Source organism: Micromonospora sp. WMMD1274, from assembly GCF_049179035.1.
In the GTDB taxonomy this organism is placed as follows: domain Bacteria; phylum Actinomycetota; class Actinomycetes; order Mycobacteriales; family Micromonosporaceae; genus Micromonospora; species Micromonospora tulbaghiae.
In genome coordinates, this window is the sequence record NZ_JBMHMG010000001.1 from 4,825,397 (window position 1) to 4,850,309 (window position 24,913).

Below are 24,913 nucleotides of genomic sequence, written 5' to 3' on the forward strand. Positions count from 1 at the left end.
AGCCACCGCATGCGCGTCGACATCGTGTCGATCTTCCCCGAGTACTTCGCCCCGCTGGATCTCTCGCTCATCGGCAAGGCCCGGGCGAACGGCACGCTGCGGCTGGCCGTACACGATCTGCGGACCTGGACCCACGACGTGCACCGCACCGTCGACGACACGCCCTACGGCGGCGGTCCGGGCATGGTCATGCGGCCCGAGCCGTGGGGCGAGGCGCTGGACGCGCTGGCGCCCGGCGAGCTGAGCCCGGACGGGCACACGCTGCCCCGGCTGCTCGTGCCGTCGCCCGCGGGCGTCCCGTTCACCCAGGCCCTGGCGCACGAGCTGGCCGCCGAGTCGCACCTGCTGTTCGCCTGCGGCCGGTACGAGGGCATCGACCAGCGGGTGCTGGACCACGCGGCGACCCGGATGCCGGTGACCGAGGTCTCCCTCGGCGACTACGTGCTGTTCGGCGGCGAGGTGGCCGTGCTGGTGATCCTGGAGGCGGTCACCCGGCTGCTGCCCGGCGTGCTCGGCAACGCCGGGTCGCTGGACGAGGAGTCGCACGCGCACGGGCTGCTGGAGGCACCGCTCTACACCAAGCCGGCGAGCTGGCGCGGGCTGGACGTGCCCGAGGTGCTGCGCTCCGGCGACCACGCCAGGATCGACCGCTGGCGGCGGGACGAGTCGCTGCTGCGGACCGCGGCCCGGCGCCCCGACATGATCGGCGCGCTGGCCCCGGAGACGCTCGACAAGCGGGACCGGGCGACGCTGGACCGGGGCGGATTTTCCTCGCCGCCGGGGCATGTGGCAAAGTAGAGGGGTTGCCGCATCCGTCCGCGCCGTGGGCGGCTGCGAGGACCCTCGACCGGGGCCGGTCTCGCCGGTCACCACCCGGGGGTCAGAATCACCCATCCGCGCATCGACTGACGATGCGCCGTGAGCCTCACGAGGACACAGCGATGAACATCCTGGACGCCCTTGACGCCCAGTCGAAGCGTACCGACCTGCCCGACTTCCGTGCCGGTGACACCGTCAAGGTGCACGCGCGGGTCGTCGAGGGCAACCGGTCCCGGGTCCAGATCTTCCAGGGCGTCGTCATCCGCCGCCAGGGTGACGGTCTGCGCGAGACCTTCTCGGTCCGCAAGGTCAGCTTCGGCGTCGGCGTGGAGCGGACCTACCCGCTCAACGGCCCGGGCATCGACCGGATCGAGGTCGTGACCCGCGGTGACGTGCGTCGCGCCAAGCTCTACTACCTGCGTGAGCTGCGCGGCAAGAAGGCCAAGATCAAGGAGCTGCGGGAGAAGCAGCCGGCGAACTGACGTCCGTACGCCACGCCGCCCGAGCTGCGCGGATGTCGTATCGACCAGACCGCATTACCCTGGTCGGTACGGGCGCAGCCGGACGGTGCGAAACGGTCCACTACCGCCCGTGGGGTCTCCGAGGAGACTCCCGGGCGGTAGTGTCGTTTCCGCGGACCGGAGAGTGGCATGGTGCAGATGGTTGACGAGGACGGCGCCGTCGATCCCTGGCGCCGGCGGGCCCGCCGCGGCCGCCGCCAGATGCCGCTCTGGCAGGAGCTGCCGCTGCTGCTGATCGTGGCGTTCTGCCTCGCGGTGCTGATCCGCACCTTCCTGCTCCAGGCGTTCTTCATCCCCTCCGGGTCGATGGAGAACACGCTGCTCGTCGGCGACCGGGTGCTGGTCAACAAGGTCGTCTACGACGTCCGCGACCCGGTCCGCGGCGAGGTGGTGGTGTTCCGGGGCACCGACCGCTGGGTCGCCCAGGAGGCGCCCGCGCCGCCGGCCAACTTCGCCGGCCGGGTCGGCCGCACGCTCGGCGACCTGGTGGGCGTCAGCCGCCCCGGCGAGAAGGACTTCATCAAGCGCGTCATCGGCGTACCGGGCGACAAGGTCTGGTGCTGCGACGACGGCCGGGTGGTGGTCAACGGGGTGCCGCTGGACGAGCAGGCGTACGTCTCCGAGGACTCCCCGGTCGAGCTGCCGCCCAATCCCAAGGAGTGCCGGTCCCGGCAGTTCACCGAGGTGGTGGTGCCGCCGGGGCAGATCTTCGTGATGGGTGACCACCGGCTGGTCTCGCAGGACGCCCGATGTCAGGGGCCGGTGCCGATCGAGAACGTGGTCGGCCGGGCCTTCATGATCGTCTGGCCGTCGCAGCGGTGGACCACTCTGTCCGTACCGGAGACGTTCACCAGCGTGCCCCGCGCGGACGCCGCGCCCGCGGGGCCGCTGCCGGTGGATCCCGACCCGGTCGGCGGCGTCGTCCTGATCCTCCCGGTCGCGGCGACGCTCACCGTTCTGGCGGGTTCGGGGCGACCGCGCCGTACCCGGCGACGTAGGCTCCTCCCGTGATCGACGAGCAGACCGAGAAGCCCCGCAGTTCCTTCTGGAAGGAGCTGCCCATCCTCCTGGGCGTGGCGATCCTGGTCGCGGTGCTGGTGCGTGCCTTCGTGCTGCAGACCTTCTTCATCCCGTCGCCGTCCATGGAGAACACCCTCAAGATCGACGATCGGGTGCTTGTCAACAAGCTGGTCTACGACTTCCGCTCGCCGCACCGGGGTGAGGTGATCGTCTTCAAGGCGCCCACCGAGTGGAGCGGCAACCCCGACGGCGAGGACTTCATCAAGCGGGTGATCGGCGTCGGCGGCGATCACGTGGTCTGCTGCGACCGCACCGGCGGCCAGGAGCGGCTGGTCATCAACGGCAAGCCGATCGACGAGCCGTTCATCTTCCCCGGCAACAAGCCCGCCGACCAGGACTTCGACGTCACCGTGCCGAAGGGGCGCCTGTGGGTCATGGGCGACCACCGGGAGGCGTCCGGCGACTCGCTGGAGCACTGGCAGCAGTCGGGCGAGGACATCAACGTCGCCACCATCCCCGAGGGCGAGGTCGTCGGCCGGGCCTTCACCATCTTCTGGCCGGTCAGCCGCGCGACCTGGCTCAGCGTCCCCGAGCAGTTCGACGGGATCCCCAATCCCTGAGCCGGCCCGCGTCACGCTCCGGCACGCCGGCCCCGGCTCGGCGGCGGGAGGGCGTGGTCGTTCGTCGCAGGCGTCTGGCAGGCTGGTGCGGTGACCGTCTACACCCCTCGTCGCGCGGCCCGGGTGCTGCTGGTCGACGCGTCCGACCGGGTGCTGCTCTTCCAGGGCAGTGATCCGGCCCGGCCGGGTCACCGCTACTGGTTCACCCCCGGCGGCGGGCTGGACCCGGGGGAGTCCCCGGCCGACGGCGCCGCCCGGGAACTGGCCGAGGAGACCGGCTTGCGCATGGCCCCGGCCGAGCTGGGCGCGCCGGTCTGGGCGGAGACCGTCGAGTTCCCGTTCGACGGCGTCTGGTACCGCCAGGAGCAGCAGTTCTACCTGGTCCGGGTGACGGGCTGGGAGGTCGACACGGCCGGCTTCAACGACGTCGAACGGGCGAGCGTGCACGGGCACCGCTGGTGGCCGGTCGCCGAGCTGGCCGCCTCCGCCGAGCGCTACTACCCGCCGGACCTGCCCGGCCGGCTCGGCGCCGTGCTGGGGGGAGGTGGCGCGTGCTGACCCCGCCGCGCACCGTGGTGCGCCGCGACGGCGGCCTCTACGCGCTGGAGCGGGCCCTGCAACGGCGCGGCTTCCGGCACGTGGCGGGCGCCGACGAGGCCGGTCGAGGCGCCTGCGCCGGGCCGCTCGTGGCCGCCGCCGCGATCCTGCCCGAGGGCCGGCGCGGCGAGATCGACGAGCTGGCCGACTCGAAGCTGCTCACCCCCGCCGCCCGCGAGCGCGTCTACGACGAGGTGGTGGCACGGGCCCTGGCGTACGCAGTGGTGGTCATCCCGGCCGAGGAGGTCGACGCCCGCGGGCTGCACGTGTGCAACCTCGCCGCGATGCGCCGGGCGCTCGCCTCGCTCACCACCCGCCCGGAGTACGTGCTGACCGACGGCTTCGGCGTCGACGGGCTGGACGTGCCGGGCCTGGCGGTCTGGAAGGGCGACCGGGTGGCCGCGTGCGTGGCGGCGGCGAGCGTGCTGGCCAAGGTCACCCGGGACCGGATCATGGTGGAACTGGACGGGCGGTTCCCCGGCTACGGCTTCGCCGAGCACAAGGGCTACATCACCGCCGAGCACAGCGCTGCCCTGCGCGCGCTCGGGCCCTGCGGGGAACACCGCTTCTCGTACGTGAACGTGGCCGCCGTCTCCGGACGGGACGGCCGGCCTCCCCGCGCCCGCCGACCGGTGGGCGCCGACGCGGCTCGGCCCGAGCCCGCGGCCGGGCTGCCGGGTCTCGGGCCCGGAGCGTTCGCCGGCCGCCCGGACGAGCCGATGGGGCACTGCGGCGCGTCAGGGGGTACCGTCGGCGTGGCGTTGGGCGAGCAGCCGCGACCTCCGGCGTCGGTGGGGGAAGATGTGGTCATGGAAGGCGGAGTGCGATGAGCGCGGAAGATCTCGAGAAGTACGAGACCGAGATGGAGCTGCAGCTCTACCGGGAGTACCGGGACATCGTCCGCCAGTTCTCCTACGTGGTGGAGACCGAGCGCCGTTTCTACCTGGCCAACCAGGTCGACCTGCACGTGCGCAACTCCGACGGCGAGGTCTACTTCGAGGTCGAGATGCACGACGCCTGGGTGTGGGACATGTACCGCCCTGCCCGTTTCGTCAAGAATGTTCGAGTAATGACGTTCAAGGACGTCAATGTGGAAGAGCTCGAAAAGCCCGACATCTCGCTTCCCGCAGATTCCGGATTCGGGAGCTGACCGCAGGCGGCTGACCGCCCGGGATCACTCCGCCGGCACGACCACCTCGACCCGCTGCACCAGGTTGTTCGCGAACCCGCCCCGGTTCCACGGCTGCTCGACCGGCTGGGTACGCCCCGACGCGTCGGTCGCCCGGGCGCCGAGCACGTACCGCCCCGGCGTCGCCGTCCAGCTCACCGACCACCGGCGCCACGCCCACTCGCCACCGGCCGGCTCGTCCAGGACCGCCGGTGTCCACGTCTCGCCGCCGTCGACAGTCACCTCGACCGAGGTCACGGGTGCGTGACCGGACCAGGCGCGGCCGTCCAGAGTGCACGGTCCCGGCCGCAGCACCCGGGTGCGGGACATGAAGTCCGGGAACCCGGGCGGACGCACCAGCGCGCGCGGCTCGATCCGGGTCACCGGCACGCCCGGGTCGTCGGCGTCGCGTCGCAACCGGTAGGCCACCGCGTTCTGGTAGCCGTCGAACGGCCCGGTCGTCACGGTGATGTCGCGCAGCCACTTCACGTGCGCCATGCCGTACCAGCCGGGCACGATCAGGCGCAGCGGCGCGCCGTGCTGCGGCAGCAGGGGAGCGCCGTTCATCTCGTACGCCAGCAGCACCTCCTCGCGCAGCGCGTCGGCCACCGGCAGCGCCCGCTGGTAGTCCTGCTCGACACCGCGCTCCACCCCGTGGTCCGCGCCGGTGAACACCACGTCCACCGCGTCGCCGGACAGGCCGGCCTCGCGCAGCAGCGGCGCCAGCGGCGTACCGGTCCACTCGGCGTTGCCCACCGCCTCCACCAGCCACGGCTGGCTGACCGGCCGGGGATGCAGCAGCGCCCGGCCGTTGCCGGCGCACTCCAGCGTGACCCGGTGGGTCACCCGGGGCCGGTCGCGCAGCGCCGCCAGGTCCAAGCGAAGTGGACGCTCGACCGCGCCGGACACGCTCAGCGCGTACCCGGCCGGGTCGACGTCCGGGATGTCGTAGTGGATGAGCAGATAGTGCAGGCCCGCCGGGGTCACGTCGTACCGCAGCGCCTCCAGCGGGATGCCGTGGTTACGCGCGGCGAGCTGAAGCTCCTCGGCACTGATCGCCTCGTCCGGCCCGGCCACCCGGGAGGGCCGGCTGACGTCGTCCACAGTGGTCATGACTGCTCCGTCCGCTCCAGCACGTCGTAGCCCACGAACGTGAACATCCGCGCCCCCGCCGCCAGCGGGCGGGGCGTACCGGTGAAGCGGTGCGCGCCGACGCCCACACCGTCCGCCGGGCTGTTCACCGCCACCGCCTCGAAGCCCTCCTCGGCGAACCACTCGCAGATGACCGGCACCAGATCCGGCTCACGCCGGTGCCGCGTCCACAACACGGTGCCGCCGGTGGCGCAGAGCGAGGCGCAGTGCCGCACCGTCGCCCGGATGTCGTCGTCGGTGATGTTGCCGAAGATGCCGCAGACCAGCACCAGATCCGCCGGGGCCAGGTCGGCGTAGCCGTCGGTCAGCGAGGCGTCCCCGGTCACCACCTCCACGCCGGTCAGCCCGGCGTCGACGGCCGCCCGACGGGCCAGGTCGGCGTTGCGTGGATCCAGTTCGACCAGGCGGGCGGTCACGTCGCCGCCCCGGGGATGGGCGGCCAGCACCGGGATCAGGTCGCGGCCCTGACCCGCGCAGAGGCTCAACGCGCGCAGCGGGCCGGGCGGCGCCACGTCCAGCGCGTCGGCCACACGCTGCCGCACCTCGGCGAGTCGCCGGGCCAGTGCGGACTCGGGCTGGTCGTAGTCGCTGTGCCAGGCGTACCAGTCCTTCGTCACCCGGCCAGCATAGGCGTCCGGGCCGTAGCAGATCGGCCCCGATTCCGGCGCTCGTCCACAGCCGGTGCGTCGTCCACAGGGCGGTCGCGCGGTGCTCGCGGGACGGTGCCCGTGGTGGGCAGGGTGTCCGGCGTGCGTACCTCGATTTCTCCGGCCGGCCGGGCCGTGCTGTCGGTGTTGTTCCTCGCGGCTTGCCTGCCGGGCGCCTCCGCGCCGTCCCGGGCGGCGCTGTCGTCCTCGGCCGGGCCGCCGTCGCCCTGGACCGGTGCCCATTCGTTCGTGGCCGGGCCGTTCGCCGGGTCCGCGGCGGGCGCCCATTCGTCCGTGGTCGGGCCGTTCGCCGGTGTGGCGGCGGGTGCCTCGGCAGCCGGTGATCCGATGGCGGGTGTTTCGGGGGCGGGAATCCGGGCTGCGCCCGGTGGGCGGTTCCGGTGGCCGCTGCCGGGCGCTCCCCGGGTGGTGCGGCGGTTCGACCCGCCGCCGCAGCCCTGGCTGTCCGGGCACCGGGGCGTCGACCTCGCCGCCGCACCCGGTGCGCCCGTGCTGGCGGCCGGTGCCGGGACCGTCCTGTTCGCCGGGTCAGTCGCCGGCCGGCCGGTGCTCACCGTCGGCCATGTCGACGGGCTGCGCACCACATACGAGCCGGTCCGCTCCCGGCTCACCGCCGGTACCCCCGTGGACGCCGGCACGCCGGTCGGCGACCTGCTCGCCGGGCATCCCGGCTGCACCGAGGCGGCCTGCCTGCACTGGGGCCTGCGGCGCGAGACCGAATACCTCGATCCGCTGGCCCTGCTCGGGCTCGGCCGCGTGCGGTTGCTGCCGCTGCACCCCGTCTCCGACGGTCCCGCGGTTGTCGCCGGCTGATCGGCGGCGGCGCCGGTCGGCGGCGCGCGGCTCAGCCCTGGGCGAGCAGCGTGGGCAGCCGGACGGCCAGCCGGTCGTACTCGTCGGGGGTGTTGTAGACCTGGCCGCACAGCCGCAGGTAGCCGCGCCCGTTCCAGCCGGCGACCGACACCTCGGCGGAGAGCCGGTCGGCGATCCGGGCCCGGAGCTCCCGGGCCGCGTCCAGCGTCGTCGCGACACCGGGCGGCAGCGGCACGAGCCGCATCGCGACCGCCGGTCCGCCCGGCTCCGGCAGCCGCTCCGGCGTCACACCGAGCGCGTCCCCCACGACCCGTTGCCCGTACGCGGCCAGCGCCGCGTTGTGCGCGCGTACCCGGTCCACGCCGAGGCTGCGCAACGTGAACAGGCCCACCGGGGCGGCCAGCCAGCCGGTGTAGTCGAGCGTCGCCTGCCACTCCACCCGGACCGGGAACCCGCTGTCCTGCTCCCACGAGACGACGAGTGGCTGGATCTTCTCCCGCCACTGCGGCGTCACCACGAGCACGGCGGTGCCGCGCGGCGCGTACGCCCACTTGTGCAGGTTGCCGACCCAGAAGTCGGCGCCGACGGACGCGACTGTGGCCGGCAGCATGCCCGGCGCGTGGGCGGCGTCCACCAGCACGGGCACGCCCTGCTCCCGGGCCACCGCGACGATCGCCGCGGTGGGGAACAGCCGGGCGGTCGGCGAGGTGAGCTGGTCGACGATCAGCAGCTTGGTACGCCCGGGGCGCAACCCGTTGCGGACGATCTCGACCACCTCCTCGTCGGTGGCCATCAGCGGCACCGGCAGGGTGCGGGACACCGCCCCGGTGCGGCCGCACTCGCGGGTGACCGACAGCGCCACCGCCCCGTACCCGTGGTCGGTGGTCACGATCTCGTCGCCGGGGCGCAGCGCCAGCGACTGCAACACGACGGCCGCGCCCGTGGTGGCGTTGCCGACGAGCGTGGTCCCGTCCGGGTCGGCGCCGAGGAACGCGGCCAGGTGCCGCCGGGCGTGGGCGATCCGGTCGACCAGGCCCTGCGTGAAGAACCGCAGCGGGTTGGCCTCCATCTCGTCGCGCAGGCGCTGCTGGGCGCGTTGCACGGCGATCGGTACGGCGCCGAACGAGCCGTGGTTGAGATGGCTGACGGAGGGATCGAGGGAGAAGAGCAGCCGAGCCCCGGGAATCGGCTCGGGTGGCTGCGGCACCGTCATCCGTCGATCCTAGCCCGAGATGGATCATGCGCTGGGCGGATTCCGCCCGCAGACCGTGCCACCGACGGCCTGCGCGCCCGTGGCGGTCAGGCGCGGGGGTGGGCCTGCCGGTACGCGGCGCGGAGCCGCTCCACCGAGACGTGCGTGTAGATCTGCGTGCTGGCGAGCGACGAGTGCCCCAGCAACTCCTGTACGGCGCGCAGGTCCGCGCCGCCTTCGAGCAGGTGCGTGGCGGCCGAGTGGCGCAGCCCGTGCGGCGTCACCCGCGGCACCCCGGCGGCCCCGGCCCACGCGGCCACGATCCGCCGCGCGGTGGTCGGGTTGAGCCGTCCGCCGCGCGCCCCGAGCAGCAGCGCCCGGCCCGAGCCCGGGGCCAGCAGGGCGGGTCGCCCGTCGCGCAGCCAGGCGTCCAGCGCCCGCTGGGCCGGCACTCCGTAGGGCACCGACCGCTCCCGCCCGCCCTTGCCCAGCACGCGTACCACCCGGCGGGCCTGGTCGACGTCGGTGACGTCCAGGCCGCACGCCTCGCTGATGCGTACCCCGGTGCCGTAGAGCAGTTCCAGCAGCAGCCGGTCGCGCAGCAGCACCGCGTCGGGCGGTCCGTCGCCGACGGCCTCGGCGGTCGTTCCGTCGTCGCGTCCGAGCCCGGCGCCGTCGGGGTGGGCCGTCGAGCGGTCGGCCCCGGACGGGCCCGGGCGCTGCTGCGAGGGCGCCTCCACCAGGGCGGCGGCCTGGTCGGCGCGCAGCACGGTGGGTAGTTCCCGCCGGGCCCGAGGGCTGGCCAGCGGTGCGGCCACGTCGTCGGCGAGCAGGCCGGTCCGGTGCGCCCAGGCGCTGAACGTCCGGGCCGCGGCGGTGCGCCGTGCCATCGTCGTCCGGGCCGCGCCCATGGTCCGCTGCTTCGCCAGCCAGCTACGAACCACGGCGAGGTCCAGCTCCGGCAGTTCGGCGCAGCCCATCCGGACGGCGTGGTCCAGGAGCGACACGAGATCCGTGACGTACGCCCGGACGGTGTGGACGGAGCGGTTGCGGACCCGCGACAGGTGGTCGGCGAAGTCGTCCACCGCCTCGCGCATCGACGCGGGCAGCTCCTCGTGCGCGTCCCGCGTGCCGCGCCGCCGCTGACTCACCGCGGCACCCGGTCCGGGCGTACGCGGTCGGGGCGGCGGAGGCGGACGGCGATCACCGCCCCAGCGTAAGGCGGAAGTGCCCTCGTCCGCCGTGCCGCCGTCCCCGCCGTTCACCGTGCCGGCCCGGCCGTCACTCCGCCGTCCGGCGTCGGTCGGTCGACCGGCGTGTGCCGTCCGCCACGTCGGACGCGCCCTTCCGGCGCCGGATCAGTGCCGACGCGTGGAACGGGGGTGGCAGAAGCGGGTCTGGACAGGGGAAACTCATGCTGCGGCACGCTCCGGTGCGGCGACCGGCGGGCAGCGTGGCCGAGCCGGCCCTGACGGAGGGTCGATCCGGCCGCGATCAGGCGAACGCGTCCCCGTGACGGTGACGCCGCTACGAGGAGGGCCGAGAGTGGGAGTGGACGCCGTCCTCTACCGGCAGGTGTCGGCGGGTGACAGTCGCCGCCGGCCCGTGTACGTCTCGATCGAGGTCGTCGCGGACCCGCAGGACGTGCTGCTCGACCTGCTCAAGCGTGTCCGCGGCGGTGGCCGGACCCCGCTGCTGGACCGTGTCGACCCGCTCGGCGAGCTGACAGTGGGCGCCGAGCGGATGTCGCAGCTGCTGGCCGAGCTGCGGTGCCTGGCCGAGGTGGCCGGGGCGCCGACCGAGGTCGACCACGTCCACCGGCTGGCCCGGCTCGTCCGCCGGTGCGCGGAGCGCCGCGACGCCGAGATCCGGTTCGAGGGCGACTGACGCGTTCACGTGCGTGCGGCCGACGGCGGCGCGAGCGCGTAGCCGCCGTCGCGGCGTACCACCATCGCCAGTTCCTCCAGCATGGACAGCTTGCGCATGGCGGTACGCAAATCCACGCCCGCGCGCGCCGCGACGCTCTCCAGGTCGAGCGCCCGGCGGCGCGGCAACGCCTCCAGCACCTGGGTGGCCTCCTCGTCGAGCCGGTCCCGTGCGCGCTCGGGCGCCCGGGCGGGCGGGGCCAGGTCGTACCCGATGCGCCCCACCTCCTCCAGCACGTGCGCGACATTCGTGACCAGCCGGGCCTCCGGCCGTTCCCGCAGCACCTCGTGCCCGCCGACGGACATCGCTGAGGTCACCGGTCCGGGCACCACCATCGCCGGCCGGCGCAGGCCGAGCGCCCGGTTGAGCGTCTGGGTGGCGCCGCTGCGGGCGGCGGCCTCGACCAGCACCGTGCCGCTCGTCGCCGCCGCGATCACGCGGTTGCGGATGAGGAACCGTGGCCGCAGCGGCTCCGCGCCCGGAATCCACTCGCTCACCAGCAGGCCGGTCTCGGCGATCCGGTCGAACAGCGCGGCGTTGCCCATCGGGTACGGGCGGTCCACCCCGCAGGCGAGCACGGCGACGGTGCGCCCGCCCGCCGTCAACGCGCCCCGATGCGCGGCGGCGTCGATGCCGAACGCCCCACCGGAGACCACTGTCCACTCCCGGTCGGCCAGGCCGTAGCCCAGCTCGGTGGCGATGTGCGCGCCGTAGGGGGTGGCCGCCCGGGCGCCGACCACCGCCACCGAGCGCGCCAGCGCCTCACCGAGCGGCCACGCCCCGCGTACCCAGAAACAGAGCGGCGGGTCGGTCTCCACGTCGACCCGCCGGGTGGCCCCGGACAGCGCCAGCCGGCGCAGGTCGCGGACCTGAGCGGGCCATTCGTCGTCCTCGGGGGTGACCAGCCGGGCGCCGAGCCGTTCGCCGCGGGCCAGCGCCTCCGCGGCGACCGCCCGGGCGTCACCGGAGGCGCCGCGCGCCGCGACGGCCGACCGGAGTGCCCGTTCCGGCGCCTCGCCGGACAGCAGCAGGTCGAGCGTGGCGACCGGCCCGATCCGCTCCACCAGGGCGTACACCGACCGGGTGCCGGGCTCGGCGAGCCAGGTGAGCGCCACCCGCGCCAGCCGGCGGTCGTCGGCGCTCACGCGACCTCCCCGGTCCTGAGCTGGATGGCCTCCGCCACGTCGTCGTGGCCGGGCCGGTCCCGCCCGTCCAGGTCGGCGATGGTCCAGGCGAGACGGAGTACGCGGTCGTAGCCGCGCGCGGACAACGAACCGGTGTCGAGCCGGTGGCGCAGATCCCTGGTGACCCGGGCGGGCAGGTGCCACGGCGGCCGGCGCAGGTCCGGGCCGGGGACGTCGGCGTTCACCCGGTGCCCGGTGGCCGCCCAGCGATCGGCGGCGGCGTGCCGCGCGGCGACCACCCGGGCGGCGACGGTGGCCGAGGACTCCTGCGCGGCGTCGGTGCTCAGCAGCTCCGCCGCGCGTACCGCCTTCAGCTTGACCTGCACGTCCACCCGGTCGAGCAGCGGACCCGACAACCGTCCCAGGTAGCGTCGCCGGGCCAGCGGCGGGCACTCGCAGTCGACGTCACCGGAGGGCTTCGCGCACGGGCAGGGATTGGCCGCCAGCACCAGTTGGGTGCGGGCCGGGTACTCGGTGGCACCGCGGGTACGCGCCACCCGCACCCGGCCGCTCTCCAGCGGCTGCCGCAACGCCTCCAGCGCGCTCTTGCCGAACTCGGGCGCCTCGTCCAGGAACAGGACCCCGCGGTGGGCGAGCGACACCGCGCCGGGCCGGGCCAGCCCGGAACCGCCTCCGACGAGCGCGGGCACCGTGGCGGTGTGGTGCGGCGCCTGGAACGGGGGACGGCGCAGCAGCCCGCCGCCGGGCGGCAGCAGGCCGGCGATCGAGTGCAGCGCGGTCACCTCCAGGGCTGCCTCGTCGTCCAGCTCCGGCAGGATCGAGGGCAGCCGCTCGGCGAGCATGGTCTTGCCGGCGCCGGGTGGGCCGAGCAGCGCGAGGTGGTGGCCCCCGGCGGCGGCGATCTCCAGGGCGCGCCGCCCGAGCGGTTGCCCGGCCACGTCGACCAGGTCGGGCCCGGCCGGGCCGCCGGGCGGCACGTGGGCGGGTGGGGCGAGCAGGGGACTGCCGTCGCGGACGTGGGCGACGAGCCGGTGCAGGGTGTCGACCGCGTGCACCCGTACGCCCGGGATGACTGCCGCCTCGGCGGCGTTGCCGGCGGGCACGACGACGCGGGTGTGCCCGGCGCGGGCGGCGGCGGCGATCATGGGCAGCGTGCCGCGGACGGGGCGTACCGCGCCGTCGAGGCCGAGCTCGCCGAGCACGACAGTGGCGTCCAGGGCGACCGGTGGCAGCTCGCCCGAGCCGGCCAGGACGGCGAGCGCGATGGCGAGGTCGAACGCCGAGCCGTACTTGGGCAGGGTGGCGGGAAGCAGGTTGAGGGTGATGCGGCGGTTGGGCCACTTCTGGCCGGAGTTGACGATCGCGGCGCGGACCCGGTCGCGCGCCTCGTGCAGCGCGGTGTCCGGCAGGCCGGAGATGATCACGGCGGGCAGTCCGGGCGCCAGGTCGGCCTCGACCTCGACGAGGTGCCCGGCGACTCCGGCCAGGCCGACGCTCAGCACTTTCGCGTACCCCATGTCAGAACGCGCCGCGGAGGTGCTCGACGCGGGCGGGGCCGGTGAGCGGGAGCCGGACGGAGAGCACGTCGAAGCGGACCTCGTCGGCGGTGGTCCCGGTCTCGGCGAGCCAGCGGGCGGCCAGGCCGCGCAGCCGGCGGGCCTTGGCGTGCACGACGGCCTCGGCGGGGGAGCCGAACTGCTCGCCACGGCGGGTCTTGACCTCGCAGATGGCGAGGACCGGGCCCTCCCAGGCGATGATGTCGATCTCGCCCTCGGGACAGCGCCAGTTGCGGGCGACCGGGCGCAGGCCCGTCTCGATCAGGTGCCGTAGCGCGCACCGCTCGCCGTACGCCCCGACGGCTCGGTTCCGGTTCGTCATGCCGGCCAGGATGCGACCGGCGGCCGCGAGCAGGGGCGCCGTGAAGGGCCGCCCTGTGGACAAGGTGCCGCCTGTGGACGGAACGACGATCATGATTCCGATCTGCTACGGAGCGGCCTCCCGTACCCGGACGTCATGCCGGCGTTCACACCGTGCGGCTACTGACCGTGTCCCGTCGGCGACCCGGCGGCATCGGCGCTGACCTGGGCCGATCCCCGGTGACCCGAATGGCGCGGCTGGAGCCGGTCGCATACCGTGCCGGTCGTGGACGGACGACGGAGCTACTCCGAGGATGAGCAGGGGTCGCGATGGGGCGACCGGGGATACGAGTCGGACTGGCGCGCCGCGGGCGAGCCCCGCTACCGCGACGACGACTACCGCACGCCCGAGCAGCGCGCCGGTGACAGCCGGTACGCCGAGCCGGGCCGGTACTCCGCCGCCGATCCGCTGGTGGACGACACGAGCAGCTGGCGGTCGCAGCGGCCGGACGACCCGGAGGTCTCCGGTGAGCTGCCCGGATCGCGCGCCGGCCGCCGCGCGGCTCGCGAGTCGGCGGCCCGTGGCGCGGACGACCCGCTCGGCGCGGTGTCCCGCAGCGGCGTCGACGCGCTCGGCACCGCCGCGCACGGGAACCCGCTGTCGAGTTCGCTCGGTACGCCGGCGGCCGCCCCGCTGACCGGTGCCGCCCCGGCCGGTGCCGACCCGTACGGCCTCATCGCCCACGGCAGCGACCCGGCCGGCGGTCCCGGCGTCGACGCCCGGAGCGCTGCCGGCGTCGACAAGCCGCGGCTCAGCCCGATCGGCGGCTACCCGGTCGTCGAGCCGGCACCGGGAACCACCGGCCCGGACGGCGGGGCCGAACCGACCGCCGCGGCACGGCTGAACCCGGGCGAGGCCACCCCGCTGCGGATCGGCGAGCGTCCGGGCGGCCCGGCCCAGCCGGCCGCGACCCCGAACCCGCTGGAGATGCCGACCGGCCCGATGCCCGCGGTGCTGCCGCGTCCGGACGGGCCGCCGCCCGGTGACGGCGTCTACCGGACCCGGCGCCCCGCGCTGGCGGTGCTGCTGGCGGTGATGGTGCTGGTGCTGGAGGTGCCGGCGGTGCGGGTGCTGCTGCACGGCCTGTTCGGCGACCCGGTGTCGACGTCGCACGTGGTGGTGGGCATCTTCCTGGTGGTCGGGCTGCCGATCTTCGGCACCGGCCTGTACGGGCTGCGTACCGGAGGGCTGGCGCTCGCCGACGGCAGCCGGGGCTGGCTGCGCCCGCCGACGGCGTACCTGACCGTCGGCCTGGTCCTGTTCCTCGCCGCCGCCCTGGCGGCGGGCTGAGCGGCGAACGCCCGCTGATCCCAGTACGCCGGAGTGGCGGTGTCACCGACAGGTTGACACCGCCACTTCGCCGTAATGGCGTCGATCAAGGCCGGGGTCGATCAAGGCGGAGTCGATCAAGGCCGTCCCCAGGGTCGGTCAAGGCGGCCTCCCGCACCCGGGGGCCGGGCAGCGGGGAGGGCGCGTACACTGGTCGACTGGCGACCGCCTCGTGCGGTCGACCTCGCGTGCCCTCTCCACGGTTTCCTCCGTGGGGCGACGGCCTCCCTGGTCCTGATCTGACGTATCGGGCCCACCCTGGCCGGCGACCGGGCGCCAGGCGTCCGGCCGCCGGCCGGACGGACAACCAGGGACAACGTAGGAGTAACCCACCATGGCCGTCGTGACCATGCGTCAGCTGCTGGAAAGCGGTGTGCACTTCGGGCACCAGACCCGGCGCTGGAACCCGAAGATGAAGCGCTTCATCTTCACCGAGCGCAACGGTATCTACATCATCGACCTGCGCCAGACGCTCGACTACATCGAGAAGGCGTACGAGTTCGTCCGCACCACCGTCGCCGGTGGCGGCAGCATCCTGTTCGTCGGCACCAAGAAGCAGGCCCAGGAGGCCATCGCCGAGCAGGCGACCCGGGTCGGCCAGCCGTACGTCAACCACCGCTGGCTCGGTGGCATGCTGACCAACTTCCAGACCGTGTACAAGCGGCTGCAGCGGATGAAGGAGCTGGAGGCCCTGGGTGACCTGAGCGGCACCGCCGCCGGTTACACCAAGAAGGAGACGCTCCAGCTCTCCCGCGAGAAGATCAAGCTCACCAAGACCCTCGGTGGTCTGCGGGACATGCAGAAGCTCCCGGCCGCGGTCTGGATCGTCGACACCAAGAAGGAGCACATCGCCGTCGACGAGGCCCGCAAGCTGGGCATCCCGGTCATCGCGGTGCTCGACACCAACTGCGACCCGGACGAGGTCGACTTCCCGATCCCGGGCAACGACGACGCCATCCGCTCGGCCGAGCTGCTGACCAAGGTCGTCGCCGCCGCCGTCGCCGACGGTCTGATCGCCCGCTCCGGTCGCAACCGGGGCGCGGACGAGAAGCCCGAGGCCGGCCAGGTCGGTGCCGACGAGCCGCTGGCCGAGTGGGAGCGCGAGCTGCTCGAGGAGCCGAAGAAGGCCGACGAGCAGCCCGCCGCCGCCGCGCCGGCCGCCGAGCAGGCCGCGCCGGCCGCGCCGGCCGCCGAGCAGCCGGCGACCGCCTCCGCGGAGTGATCTCGCCGTCGCGTCCCCACCGGCCGGATTCCCGGCGGTGGGGACGCGACGGGTACGCCGGGCAGAACCGGCCCGGAACCGGGTAACCAGCACCCCAGACCACCTCACTGACACCGAAGAGAGAGTCATGTCCAACTTCACCGCCGCGGACGTCAAGAAGCTCCGCGACCTCACCGGCGCCGGCATGATGGACTCCAAGAAGGCGCTGACCGAGGCCGAGGGCGACTTCGACAAGGCCGTCGAGATCCTGCGCGTCAAGGGCGCCAAGGACGTCGGTAAGCGGGCCGGGCGCACCGCCGCCAACGGCCTCATCGCCCACTCCGGCCAGGCGCTGCTCGAGCTCAACTGCGAGACCGACTTCGTCGCCAAGAACGACGCCTTCATCGCGCTGGCCCAGCAGCTGGTCGAGCACGGCGTGGCCAGCGGCGCCACCAACGCCGAGGAGCTGCTCGCCAGCAGCATCGACGGCAAGAGCGTGGCCGACCTGATCCAGGAGCAGTCCGCCAAGATCGGCGAGAAGCTGGTGCTCAACCGCTTCGCCAAGCTGGACGGCACCACCGCGGTCTACATGCACCGCAAGAGCCAGGACCTGCCCCCGGCGGTCGGCGTGCTGGTCGAGTTCACCGGCAAGACGGACGAGGCGGCCGACGCCGACGCGCGCGCCGTGGCCATGCAGATCGCCGCGATGCGGCCGAAGTACCTCACCCGTGACGAGGTGCCGGCCGAGACCGTCGAGTCCGAGCGGCGCATCGCCGAGCAGACCGCCCGCGAGGAGAACAAGCCCGAGGCGGCGCTGCCGAAGATCGTCGAGGGCCGGGTCAACGCCTTCTTCAAGGACTTCGTCCTGCTGGAGCAGTCGTCGGTCGCCGACAACAAGAAGACCGTCAAGCAGGTGCTGGCCGACGCCGGCATCGAGGTGACCCGCTTCCTGCGGTTCGAGGTCGGCCAGGCCTGAGCCGCCGCACCGGGCCGTCCGGCCCGGGCACAGGGGAGAACGTCGACGAGGAGGCCGCCGGTGTACGCGACAGGCACCGCGGCCTCCTCGTCACATAGGGTCGGCAGGGGCACGTACGCGACGCTCGCGCGATGCGCGGGGAGAAGGGGCGGGGCGGATGACGCAGGTTGTGAGTGACCGGAGCCTGGCGGCGGAGGACCCGACCGCCCCTCCGCCCGGTCGGTCCCGCCGGGTGGTGCTGAAGCTCTCCGGTGAGGTCTTCGGCGGCGGCGCGATCGGCGTCGACCCCGACGTCGTGCAGGGCATCGCCCGCCAGATCGCCACAGTGGTACGCCGCGGCGTGCAGGTGTCGGTGGTGGTCGGCGGCGGCAACTTCTTCCGCGGCGCCGAGCTGCAGAAGCGCGGCATGGACCGCGCCCGCGCCGACTACATGGGCATGCTGGGCACGGTCATGAACTGCCTGGCCCTCCAGGACTTCCTGGAGAAGGAGGGCATCGAGACCCGGGTGCAGAGCGCGATCACCATGGCCCAGGTCGCCGAGCCGTACATCCCGCTGCGCGCGATCCGGCACCTGGAGAAGGGCCGCGTGGTCATCTTCGGCGCCGGCGCCGGCATGCCGTACTTCTCCACCGACACGGTGGCTGCCCAGCGGGCGCTGGAGATCCGCGCGGACGTGGTCCTGATGAGCAAGAACGGCGTGGACGCGGTCTACACCGCCGACCCCCGGATCGACCCGACCGCGAGCAAGCTCGACTCGATCACCTTCTCCGAGGTGCTGCGCCGTAATCTGCGGGTGGCCGACGCCGCCGCGTTCAGCCTCTGCATGGAGAACGGCCTGCCGATGCTGGTCTTCGGCGCCCAGGGCGACGACACCATCGTCCGGGCCGTCGGCGGCGAGAAGATCGGCACCCTGATCACCGCCTGACCGGCCCGCCGGACCGGCAGCGGTCCCTCTGCCACGGCAGCACCCGCACCACACACGACGAGCGACAGAAGGAGGCGAGGAGACCGGTGATCGACGACACCCTCCTCGAGGCGGAGGAGAAGATGGAGCGTGCCATCGAGCACGCCAAGGAGGAGTTCGGCGGCATCCGTACCGGACGCGCCAACGCCGCCATGTTCTCCCGGATCGTCATCGACTACTACGGCAGCCCGACCCCGCTGCCGCAGATGGCGTCCATCGCGGTGCCCGAGCCGCGCATGGTGATCATCAAGCCGTACGACAACTCGCAGCTGGGCGCCATGGAGAAGGCGATCCGCGACTCGGACCTCGGGGCCAACCCGAACAACGAGGGCAACCAGCTCCGCATCGTCCTGCCGCAGATGACCGAGGAGCGGCGCCGCGACATGATCAAGGTCGCCCGGCAGAAGGGCGAGGAGGCCAAGGTCGCCGTCCGCAACATCCGCCGCAAGGCCAAGGAAGAGCTGGACCGCCTGGTCAAGGACGGCGAGGTCGGCGAGGACGAGGGCCGGCGCGCGGAGAAGGAGCTGGACGACCTGACCCAGCGCTTCGTCGCCAACGTCGACGAGCTGGTCAAGCACAAGGAGAGCGAGCTGCTCGAGGTCTGAGCACCCGCGTACCTCGCACGGCACCGCGCCGCCGTCGCCCGCCCGGGCGGCGGCCCGGTGCCGTCGTCGTGCCCGGCGGCGCACACCCTCGGGGCCGCGGCGGGTGCAGTAGGCTCGGCACGATTCCCGACCACCACGGGGTGAACGGCGGGAGTCGCCCGGCCCTCGGTCGGTAAAACAGGAAGTCTCACGCCGGTAGGGGATGGTCTTGGTCTTGCGTCATGTGGTGGCTCTCGTACCGGCTGCCGGTGCGTGATGTCCCACCCCGACCCCTACGGCAACACCGAGTCGCGCGGCTGGGACCGCCCGGCCGCCCCGGCCCTGCCCTGGCCGGACACCGATCTGGAGCCCGGCCCGTGGCGACCGGGTCCGGCCGCGCACACCCGCCCCGCCGAGCCGGACACCTACGCCCGTCCCGGCGCAGGCCCGGACCCGTATGCCGCTCCGGACACCTATGCCGCTCCGGACACGTACGCCGGGCCGTACCCGACGACCTCGCGGCACCACGACGGCCCGGGCCGGTACGACGGACCGCCGGCCGGTGACCGCGCCCGGCCGGACGGGCCGGAGCACGACGGCCCGTGGGGCGAGCCCGCCCGCGACGACGAGTACCCGACCGCGCAGATCGCGCCGGTCCGGGACGAGCCCACCGACCAGATCCCGGCGGTACGCGACGAGCCCGCACCCACGCCCGAGCCCGAGCCGCCGGCCGGCCGCCGCGGGCCGGGACGCCGTCGGGCGAGCGCGGAGCGTCCGCCGACCACCGCACCGAAGGCGTCCCGGGCGGGGCGCAACCTGCCGGCCGCGATCGGCGTCGGGGTGGCCCTCGGCGCGGCGGTCGTGGTGCCGCTGTTCTTCTTCATGCCGGCGTTCCTCGCCGTGCTCGCGGCCGCGGTGGGGATCGGCATCTGGGAGATGGCCCGCGCGGTACGCCGCAGCGGCGCCCACCCGCCGCTGGCGCCGCTCGTCGCCGGTGGCGTGATCACAGTGGGCCTGGCCTGGTACGCGGGCCCCGACGCGCTGTGCCTCGGGCTGCTGGTCACGGTGCTGGGCACGATGATCTGGCGGCTGGGCGACGGGCCCGGCAACTACCAGCGCGACCTGACCGCGGCCACTCTGATCGCGGTGTACGTGCCGTTCCTCGCCGGGTTCGCGGCCATGCTCGCGGCGGCGCCCGACGACGGGGCCCTGCGGGTGCTGGTGACGCTGGCGGCGGTGGTGCTCTCCGACACCGGCGGGTACGCCGCGGGCGTGAGTTTCGGCAAGCACCCGATGGCGCCGACGATCAGCCCGAAGAAGTCCTGGGAGGGCTTCGCCGGCTCGGTGACGGCCGCGGCGGCGGGCAGCGCGGCGCTGCTGTGGGCGTTGTTCGACGTGGCCCCCTGGTGGGGTGCGCTGTTCGGGATGGCGATCTCGGTCTCGGCGGTGCTCGGTGACCTCGCCGAGTCGATGATCAAGCGGGATCTCGGCGTCAAGGACATGAGCAACCTGCTGCCCGGGCACGGCGGCCTGATGGACCGGCTCGACTCGATCCTGTTCGCCGTGCCGGTGGCCTACCTGCTGCTCGCCGTCTTCGTCCCGGTGGTGAGCTGAGGCATGCGTCACGGCGGCGACCCGCTGCGGACCGGGTGGCCGGGGGCGATTCGACACGTACGGACGGGTGCGTCCGGGCGGGAGCGTGTCAGACTGGACGCGCCATGACGAGTCTCCCGCTGATCTCCGTAGACCCCGACGCCCGCGGCCGCCGGCCCGCGATGCCTCCCCGCCACCTCGCCGACCTGGACCTGCCGGGCCGGCAGGCGCTCGTCGCCGAGCTGGGTGAGCCCGCGTTCCGCGCCAAGCAGGTCTCCAACCACTACTTCGGCCGCCTGGTGCGCGACCCGGAGCAGATGACCGACCTGCCGGCGGCGACCCGGGAGCGGCTGGCCGGCGAGCTGCTGCCCAACCTGCTGACCCCGGTACGCGAGCTGGCCTGCGACGACGGCGCGACCCGCAAGGCGCTCTGGCGGCTGCACGACGGCTCGCTGGTGGAGAGCGTGCTGATGGGCTACCCGGACCGGGTGACCGTCTGCATCTCCAGCCAGGCCGGCTGCGGCATGGCCTGCCCGTTCTGCGCCACCGGCCAGGCCGGGCTGACCCGCAACCTGTCCACCGCCGAGATCGTCGACCAGGCGGTCTACCTGGCCGGGGTGGCCGCCTCCGGCGCGGTCGCGGGGTCGCCGCCGCGGCTGTCGCACGTGGTGTTCATGGGCATGGGCGAGCCGCTCGCCAACTACTCGCGGGTGGTGGCGGCGATCCGCCGACTGGTCGCCCCGGCACCGGAAGGGCTGGGCCTGTCGCAGCGGCACATCACCGTCTCGACGGTGGGCCTGGTGCCGGCGATCCGCCGACTGGCCAGCGAAGACCTCTCGGTGACCCTTGCGTTGTCGCTGCACGCCCCCGATGATGAGCTGCGCGACGAACTCGTCCCGGTCAACCAGCGCTGGAAGGTGTCCGAGGTGCTGGACGCGGCGTGGGACTACGCGGCCACGACGGGGCGTCGCGTGTCCATCGAATACGCGATGATCAAGGACGTGAACGACCAGCCGTGGAGAGCCGATCTGCTCGGGCGGCTACTGGCCGGCAAGCTGGCCCACGTGAACCTGATCCCGCTCAACCCGACTCCGGGCAGCCGCTGGGACGCCAGCCCGAAGCCGGTCGAGCGGGAGTTCGTCCGGCGGTTGCGCGACGCCGGGGTGTCGACCACGGTGCGCGACACCCGGGGACGCGAGATCGACGGGGCCTGTGGGCAGCTCGCCGCCGCCGGGGACACGGACGGCGACTCAGGCGCGGCAACGGCGTAGCGGTACGAGACCAGGAGACATAGTGGCGAGTCAGGGTCAGCGTTTCCGGCGTAAGGCGCTCCGCCGGGGCTACAAGGTCGACGAGGTCGATGCCTTCCTGGACCGGGTCGAGGCGACACTCGACGGCCAGCCGATCGGCGCGCCCGTGGCCTCCCAGGAGGTCCACGACGTCGTCTTCCGGGTCCGGTTCAACGGCTACGACGAGTGGCAGGTCGACCTGCACCTCGACCGGGTCGAGCGGCAGCTCGCCGAGCTGGAGGAGCGCGGTGGCGCACCGGCCGGGCGCGGTGGCGATCCCCGGATGGCCGACCGGCTCGGCCCGCCGATGCGCGACGACCGGGGCATGTCGCCGGTGCCGCAGCCGCCGATGCCGCCCCGGCAGATGCCCGCTCAGCCCGGCCCGCCGGCCGACCGCTACGGCAACCGCTACGACGAGCCGACCGGCGCGTTCGCCGGTGGTTACGACGGCCCGCGCGGCGGCTACGACGGCCCCCGCGGCCCGGGTGGCCCCGGCCCGATGGGTCCGGGTGCGCCGATGGGGCACGGCGGCCCGCCGCCGCGCGGCCTGCCGCCCGGCCCGGGTGGCTACGGTCCGCCGGACAACGGCCCCGGCGGCTACGGTCCGCCCGACAGCGGCCCCGGTGGGTACGGTCCGCCGGACAGCGGCCCGGGTGGCTACGGTCCCCCGGACAGCGGTCCCGGCGGGTACGGCCAGGAGGAGCGGTTCGACGGGTTCGAGGCCGGCCGGCGCGCGCGTGCCGACATGACCGCCGAGATCCGCATGCCCGAGCGCGAGCTGCGTGGTCGTGGCCCCGGCGGCCCGCCGGCGCTGCCGCAGCAGGGCTACGGCGCACCGGAGCCCGGCTACGGGCCGCCCGACCCGGGTTACGGTCCGCCGGACCAGGGCTACGGCCCGGGCCCCTCGATGACCGGCCCGCCGCTCGTGGGTCCGCCGGTCGCCGGGCCGCCGATGGTGGGACCGCCGATGGCCGGTCCGCCCGGCAGTGACCTGCACCGGGTCGACCAGATCCGGCGCAGCTTCCAGGTCCGCCGGTTCGGCAGCGGCTACGACCCGGACCAGGTCGACCGGTTCTTCGAGACGCTGCTCGGCGGCATGCAGGGGCGCAACCCGATGCCGGTGAACCCGAAGGAACTCGACACGCTGCGCTTCGGGCTGGTGCCCGGTGGCTACTTCGAGGCCGAGGTCGACGCCGCGCTCAAGGACGTGCAGGACATCCTGCTCGGCCGCTGACCCCGGCCGCGAGACGACGAAGGGCCCGCCCCCTCACCGGGGGCGGGCCCTTCGCGCACTACCGTGGGCGCCGCGCGTCAGGACCGCAGACCGTTGCGGCGCAGCACGGCGTCGCCGATGACGATGGCGATCAGCAGTCCGGCGATCCCGAACAGCCAGATGTGCTCCACCCGGCCCTCCTCGATCCCGCAGAACGCCATCAGAACCAAGGCCAACGCCGACAGCACCGCACCGATCCGTCCGGACTTGCGGTGTCCGGGCTTGTGCTGATCTGGCGCGGTTACCGGCTCGTCTCCTGCCACTGTCGGTCCTTCCCTCGCGATCGGATCTCCGATCAGTCTGGCACGCCCCCAACCGGGCCCGGCGCAGGGTCCGACCTCCTGTGCCGGGGATGACCCGGGCGGGCGACAGCGGGTGGCCCGGCCGGCCCGGGTCGTTGGTCCCGTACCGGTGGGGGCGGATGGCCACTACCGGCGTCGCGGGACGGCGAGCACACTGCCTCCGGTAGCGTCTTGACGTACACCTTGATGCCTTTTTGAGGAGGACTGCGGTGCGAGTGACCGGTACGGGGCATGCCAGCATGCGGATCGACACGGCCGCGGGCAGCATCCTGTGCGACCCGTGGGTCAACCCCGCCTACTTCGCCTCGTGGTTCCCCTTCCCGGACAACTCCCTCCTCGACTGGGCGACCCTGGGCCAGGTCGACTACCTGTACGTGTCGCACCTGCACCGGGACCACTTCGACGCGAAGCACCTGCGTGACTTCGTGTCCAAGGACGCCACAGTCCTGCTGCCCGAGTTCCCCACCTCGGAGATGGAGGACGAGTTCCGGGAGCTGGGCTTCACCAAGTTCCTCAAGGCCCCGAACGAGCAGGTGGTGGAGCTGCCCGGCGGCCTGAAGATCATGATCCAGGCGCTGACCAGCCCGACCGACGGCCCGATCGGCGACTCCTCGCTCTGGGTCGAGTACGACGGCGTGCGGCTGCTCAACCAGAACGACGCCCGGCCGACCGACCTGAGCGTGTTCGCCGAGCTGGGCCACGTGCACGCGCACATGCTCCAGTTCTCCGGCGCGATCTGGTACCCGATGGTCTACGAGCTGCCGCAGGCGGCGAAGACCGCGTTCGGCAAGCAGAAGCGGGACCGGCAGTTCGACCGCACCTGGCGCTACATCGACGACCTGAAGGCCGACCACGTCTTCCCGATCGCCGGCCCGCCGTGCTTCCTCGACGACGAGCTGTGGCAGTTCAACGACATCTTCGGCGACGAGGGCAACATCTTCCCCGACCAGTCGGTGTTCCTGGCCGAGTACGCCAAGGTCGGCGGCACCAACGGCATCGTGCTGCTGCCGGGCAGCGTCGCGGAGGTCACCACCGAGGGTGCGACCACCACGCACCCGGTGCCGGTGGAGGAGTTCTTCGCGAACAAGGTCGCCCACCTGGAGGAGATGCGGGAGCGTAAGCGCGGCGTGATCGAGGCCGAGAAGGCGTCCTGGCGGCACCCCGAGGTCGACGTGCTGGGCGAGATGAAGCGCCGGATCGAGCCGCTGCTGGACGAGTCGATCTACCTGGCCAAGGGCGTCGGCGGCCCGGTCCGCTTCGACCTGGTCGGCTACGACGGAGAGAGCGTCGAATCCATCGTGGTGGACTTCCCGGGCAAGGAGGTCCGGCCGTACGCGGACGAGAAGGTCCGCTACCGGTTCCGTACCGACCGGGCGCTGATCGAGCACCTGCTGCACATCGGCGAGGTGGACTGGGTCAACTCGCTGTTCCTGTCCTGCCGGTTCTCCGCGGCCCGCATCGGCCAGTACAACGAGTTCGTCTACGCCTTCTTCAAGTGCCTGTCCGAGGAGCGCCTCCAGTACGCCGAGGGCTGGTACGACGAGCACGAGCGGGCCGTCGACGCCGAGGACATCACGCTCGACGGCTGGGTGGTGCAGCGGCGCTGCCCGCACCTGAAGGCGGACCTGAGCCGGTTCGGCATCGTCGACGGCGACCAGCTCACCTGCCAGCTGCACGGCTGGAAGTTCGACCTGGCCAGCGGTCGCTGCCTGACCAGCGTCGGGCACAAAATCCGCGCGCACCGCGCCGACGCGGAGACCCCGGCGCCGGCCGGGGAAGCGGCCATCTGACGTTTCCGCCCCGTCCGCCGCCCCCGGCACGCGACCATCGGTCGGGAGGGGGGC

General features: G+C 73.6%; 26 protein-coding genes. 18 read left to right on the plus strand and 8 right to left on the minus strand.

Annotated features, from left to right (window positions below):
* Nucleotides 1-9 precede the first annotated feature (9 nt).
* The 7 genes from trmD (at nt 10) to ACN27D_RS23000 (ending at nt 4,727) form a co-directional block, all read left to right on the plus strand.
* Nucleotides 10-798: a tRNA (guanosine(37)-N1)-methyltransferase TrmD gene (gene trmD / locus ACN27D_RS22970; RefSeq protein ID WP_030269961.1), complete on the plus strand. Its 789-nt coding sequence runs from the start codon at nt 10-12 to the stop codon at nt 796-798.
* 143 nt (nt 799-941) lie between these two features.
* A complete protein-coding gene (rplS, locus tag ACN27D_RS22975; protein ID WP_013284591.1) occupies nt 942-1,301 on the plus strand; it encodes a 50S ribosomal protein L19 in 360 nt (119 codons plus the stop codon).
* A gap of 168 nt (nt 1,302-1,469) precedes the next feature.
* Nucleotides 1,470-2,351, plus strand: a complete 882-nt coding sequence (gene lepB / locus ACN27D_RS22980) for a signal peptidase I (protein WP_120571173.1) — start codon at nt 1,470-1,472, stop codon at nt 2,349-2,351.
* Nucleotides 2,348-2,980, plus strand: a complete 633-nt coding sequence (gene lepB, locus ACN27D_RS22985) for a signal peptidase I (RefSeq protein ID WP_120571172.1) — start codon at nt 2,348-2,350, stop codon at nt 2,978-2,980. Before lepB (ACN27D_RS22980) ends, lepB (ACN27D_RS22985) begins: the two co-directional genes overlap by 4 nt.
* Nucleotides 2,981-3,070: 90 nt before the next feature.
* On the plus strand, nt 3,071-3,538 hold the full coding sequence (locus ACN27D_RS22990) for an NUDIX hydrolase (protein WP_120571171.1): 468 nt from the start codon (nt 3,071-3,073) through the stop codon (nt 3,536-3,538).
* The gene (locus ACN27D_RS22995) at nt 3,532-4,407 is read left to right on the plus strand and encodes a ribonuclease HII (RefSeq protein ID WP_120571170.1); all 876 of its coding nucleotides are present in this window, start codon (nt 3,532-3,534) and stop codon (nt 4,405-4,407) included. The genes ACN27D_RS22990 and ACN27D_RS22995 overlap by 7 nt, the downstream gene beginning before the upstream one ends.
* Nucleotides 4,404-4,727, plus strand: a complete 324-nt coding sequence (locus tag ACN27D_RS23000) for a DUF2469 domain-containing protein (RefSeq protein WP_011905215.1) — start codon at nt 4,404-4,406, stop codon at nt 4,725-4,727. Before ACN27D_RS22995 ends, ACN27D_RS23000 begins: the two co-directional genes overlap by 4 nt.
* A 24-nt stretch (nt 4,728-4,751) precedes the next feature.
* On the opposite strand, the gene ACN27D_RS23005 is transcribed toward ACN27D_RS23000, so the two are convergent.
* Together ACN27D_RS23005 and ACN27D_RS23010 are read right to left on the minus strand one after the other, a co-directional pair.
* Nucleotides 4,752-5,858 (minus strand): sulfite oxidase, encoded by a 1,107-nt coding sequence (locus tag ACN27D_RS23005; RefSeq protein WP_393155465.1) that lies wholly within the window; start codon nt 5,856-5,858, stop codon nt 4,752-4,754.
* Nucleotides 5,855-6,514, minus strand: a complete 660-nt coding sequence (locus tag ACN27D_RS23010) for a methyltransferase domain-containing protein (protein WP_421499967.1) — start codon at nt 6,512-6,514, stop codon at nt 5,855-5,857. The genes ACN27D_RS23005 and ACN27D_RS23010 overlap by 4 nt, the downstream gene beginning before the upstream one ends.
* A gap of 279 nt (nt 6,515-6,793) precedes the next feature.
* Between ACN27D_RS23010 and ACN27D_RS23015 the strand changes: the two genes are divergently transcribed.
* Nucleotides 6,794-7,378 (plus strand): murein hydrolase activator EnvC family protein, encoded by a 585-nt coding sequence (locus ACN27D_RS23015; protein ID WP_421501185.1) that lies wholly within the window; start codon nt 6,794-6,796, stop codon nt 7,376-7,378.
* Nucleotides 7,379-7,409: 31 nt separating this feature from the next.
* On the opposite strand, the gene ACN27D_RS23020 is transcribed toward ACN27D_RS23015, so the two are convergent.
* Both ACN27D_RS23020 and ACN27D_RS23025 read right to left on the minus strand, forming a co-directional pair.
* On the minus strand, nt 7,410-8,591 hold the full coding sequence (locus ACN27D_RS23020) for an aminotransferase class V-fold PLP-dependent enzyme (protein ID WP_421499968.1): 1,182 nt from the start codon (nt 8,589-8,591) through the stop codon (nt 7,410-7,412).
* An 86-nt stretch (nt 8,592-8,677) separates the two neighbouring features.
* Complete coding sequence (locus ACN27D_RS23025; RefSeq protein WP_421501186.1) at nt 8,678-9,667, minus strand: tyrosine recombinase XerC; 990 nt, start codon at nt 9,665-9,667, stop codon at nt 8,678-8,680.
* A 448-nt stretch (nt 9,668-10,115) separates the two neighbouring features.
* Here ACN27D_RS23025 and ACN27D_RS23030 point away from each other — a divergent pair, with 448 nt between their 5' ends.
* The gene (locus ACN27D_RS23030) at nt 10,116-10,457 is read left to right on the plus strand and encodes a hypothetical protein (protein ID WP_358170218.1); all 342 of its coding nucleotides are present in this window, start codon (nt 10,116-10,118) and stop codon (nt 10,455-10,457) included.
* A 5-nt stretch (nt 10,458-10,462) separates the two neighbouring features.
* Here the strand turns inward: ACN27D_RS23030 and ACN27D_RS23035 are convergent, their stop codons facing one another.
* Genes ACN27D_RS23035 through ACN27D_RS23045 form a run of 3 tightly spaced genes read right to left on the minus strand, consistent with a single transcriptional unit; the run spans nt 10,463 to nt 13,519 of the window.
* Nucleotides 10,463-11,641 (minus strand): DNA-processing protein DprA, encoded by a 1,179-nt coding sequence (locus tag ACN27D_RS23035; RefSeq protein WP_421499969.1) that lies wholly within the window; start codon nt 11,639-11,641, stop codon nt 10,463-10,465.
* Nucleotides 11,638-13,158 carry a YifB family Mg chelatase-like AAA ATPase gene (locus ACN27D_RS23040; RefSeq protein ID WP_421499970.1) on the minus strand — a complete coding sequence of 507 codons (1,521 nt, stop codon included), beginning with the start codon at nt 13,156-13,158 and terminating at the stop codon, nt 11,638-11,640. The genes ACN27D_RS23035 and ACN27D_RS23040 overlap by 4 nt, the downstream gene beginning before the upstream one ends.
* Nucleotide 13,159: 1 nt before the next feature.
* Entirely contained in the window at nt 13,160-13,519 is a 360-nt protein-coding gene (locus ACN27D_RS23045; RefSeq protein WP_120573924.1) for a YraN family protein, read from the minus strand.
* Nucleotides 13,520-13,783: 264 nt separating this feature from the next.
* Here ACN27D_RS23045 and ACN27D_RS23050 point away from each other — a divergent pair, with 264 nt between their 5' ends.
* From ACN27D_RS23050 to ACN27D_RS23085, 8 genes are all read left to right on the plus strand, one after another.
* Nucleotides 13,784-14,848: a hypothetical protein gene (locus tag ACN27D_RS23050; protein ID WP_364804236.1), complete on the plus strand. Its 1,065-nt coding sequence runs from the start codon at nt 13,784-13,786 to the stop codon at nt 14,846-14,848.
* A gap of 373 nt (nt 14,849-15,221) precedes the next feature.
* Nucleotides 15,222-16,109, plus strand: coding sequence for a 30S ribosomal protein S2 (gene rpsB / locus ACN27D_RS23055; protein ID WP_421499971.1), 888 nt, complete (start codon nt 15,222-15,224; stop codon nt 16,107-16,109).
* Between the two features lie 127 nt (nt 16,110-16,236).
* The gene (tsf, locus tag ACN27D_RS23060; protein WP_120571160.1) at nt 16,237-17,064 is read left to right on the plus strand and encodes a translation elongation factor Ts; all 828 of its coding nucleotides are present in this window, start codon (nt 16,237-16,239) and stop codon (nt 17,062-17,064) included.
* Between the two features lie 157 nt (nt 17,065-17,221).
* Nucleotides 17,222-17,989 (plus strand): UMP kinase, encoded by a 768-nt coding sequence (gene pyrH, locus ACN27D_RS23065; RefSeq protein WP_013284607.1) that lies wholly within the window; start codon nt 17,222-17,224, stop codon nt 17,987-17,989.
* Between the two features lie 86 nt (nt 17,990-18,075).
* A complete protein-coding gene (frr, locus tag ACN27D_RS23070; RefSeq protein ID WP_091419619.1) occupies nt 18,076-18,633 on the plus strand; it encodes a ribosome recycling factor in 558 nt (185 codons plus the stop codon).
* Between the two features lie 255 nt (nt 18,634-18,888).
* Entirely contained in the window at nt 18,889-20,226 is a 1,338-nt protein-coding gene (locus tag ACN27D_RS23075) for a phosphatidate cytidylyltransferase (RefSeq protein ID WP_421499972.1), read from the plus strand.
* A 104-nt stretch (nt 20,227-20,330) separates the two neighbouring features.
* Nucleotides 20,331-21,476 carry a 23S rRNA (adenine(2503)-C(2))-methyltransferase RlmN gene (rlmN, locus tag ACN27D_RS23080; RefSeq protein WP_120571158.1) on the plus strand — a complete coding sequence of 382 codons (1,146 nt, stop codon included), beginning with the start codon at nt 20,331-20,333 and terminating at the stop codon, nt 21,474-21,476.
* Between the two features lie 22 nt (nt 21,477-21,498).
* Nucleotides 21,499-22,728: a DivIVA domain-containing protein gene (locus tag ACN27D_RS23085; RefSeq protein ID WP_252449397.1), complete on the plus strand. Its 1,230-nt coding sequence runs from the start codon at nt 21,499-21,501 to the stop codon at nt 22,726-22,728.
* A 77-nt stretch (nt 22,729-22,805) separates the two neighbouring features.
* Here the strand turns inward: ACN27D_RS23085 and ACN27D_RS23090 are convergent, their stop codons facing one another.
* Entirely contained in the window at nt 22,806-23,030 is a 225-nt protein-coding gene (locus ACN27D_RS23090) for a hypothetical protein (RefSeq protein WP_081635946.1), read from the minus strand.
* A gap of 248 nt (nt 23,031-23,278) precedes the next feature.
* On the opposite strand from ACN27D_RS23090, the gene ACN27D_RS23095 reads away from it, so the two are divergent.
* Nucleotides 23,279-24,859, plus strand: coding sequence for a Rieske 2Fe-2S domain-containing protein (locus tag ACN27D_RS23095; protein WP_357897621.1), 1,581 nt, complete (start codon nt 23,279-23,281; stop codon nt 24,857-24,859).
* The last annotated feature ends 54 nt before the right edge of the window (nt 24,860-24,913 follow it).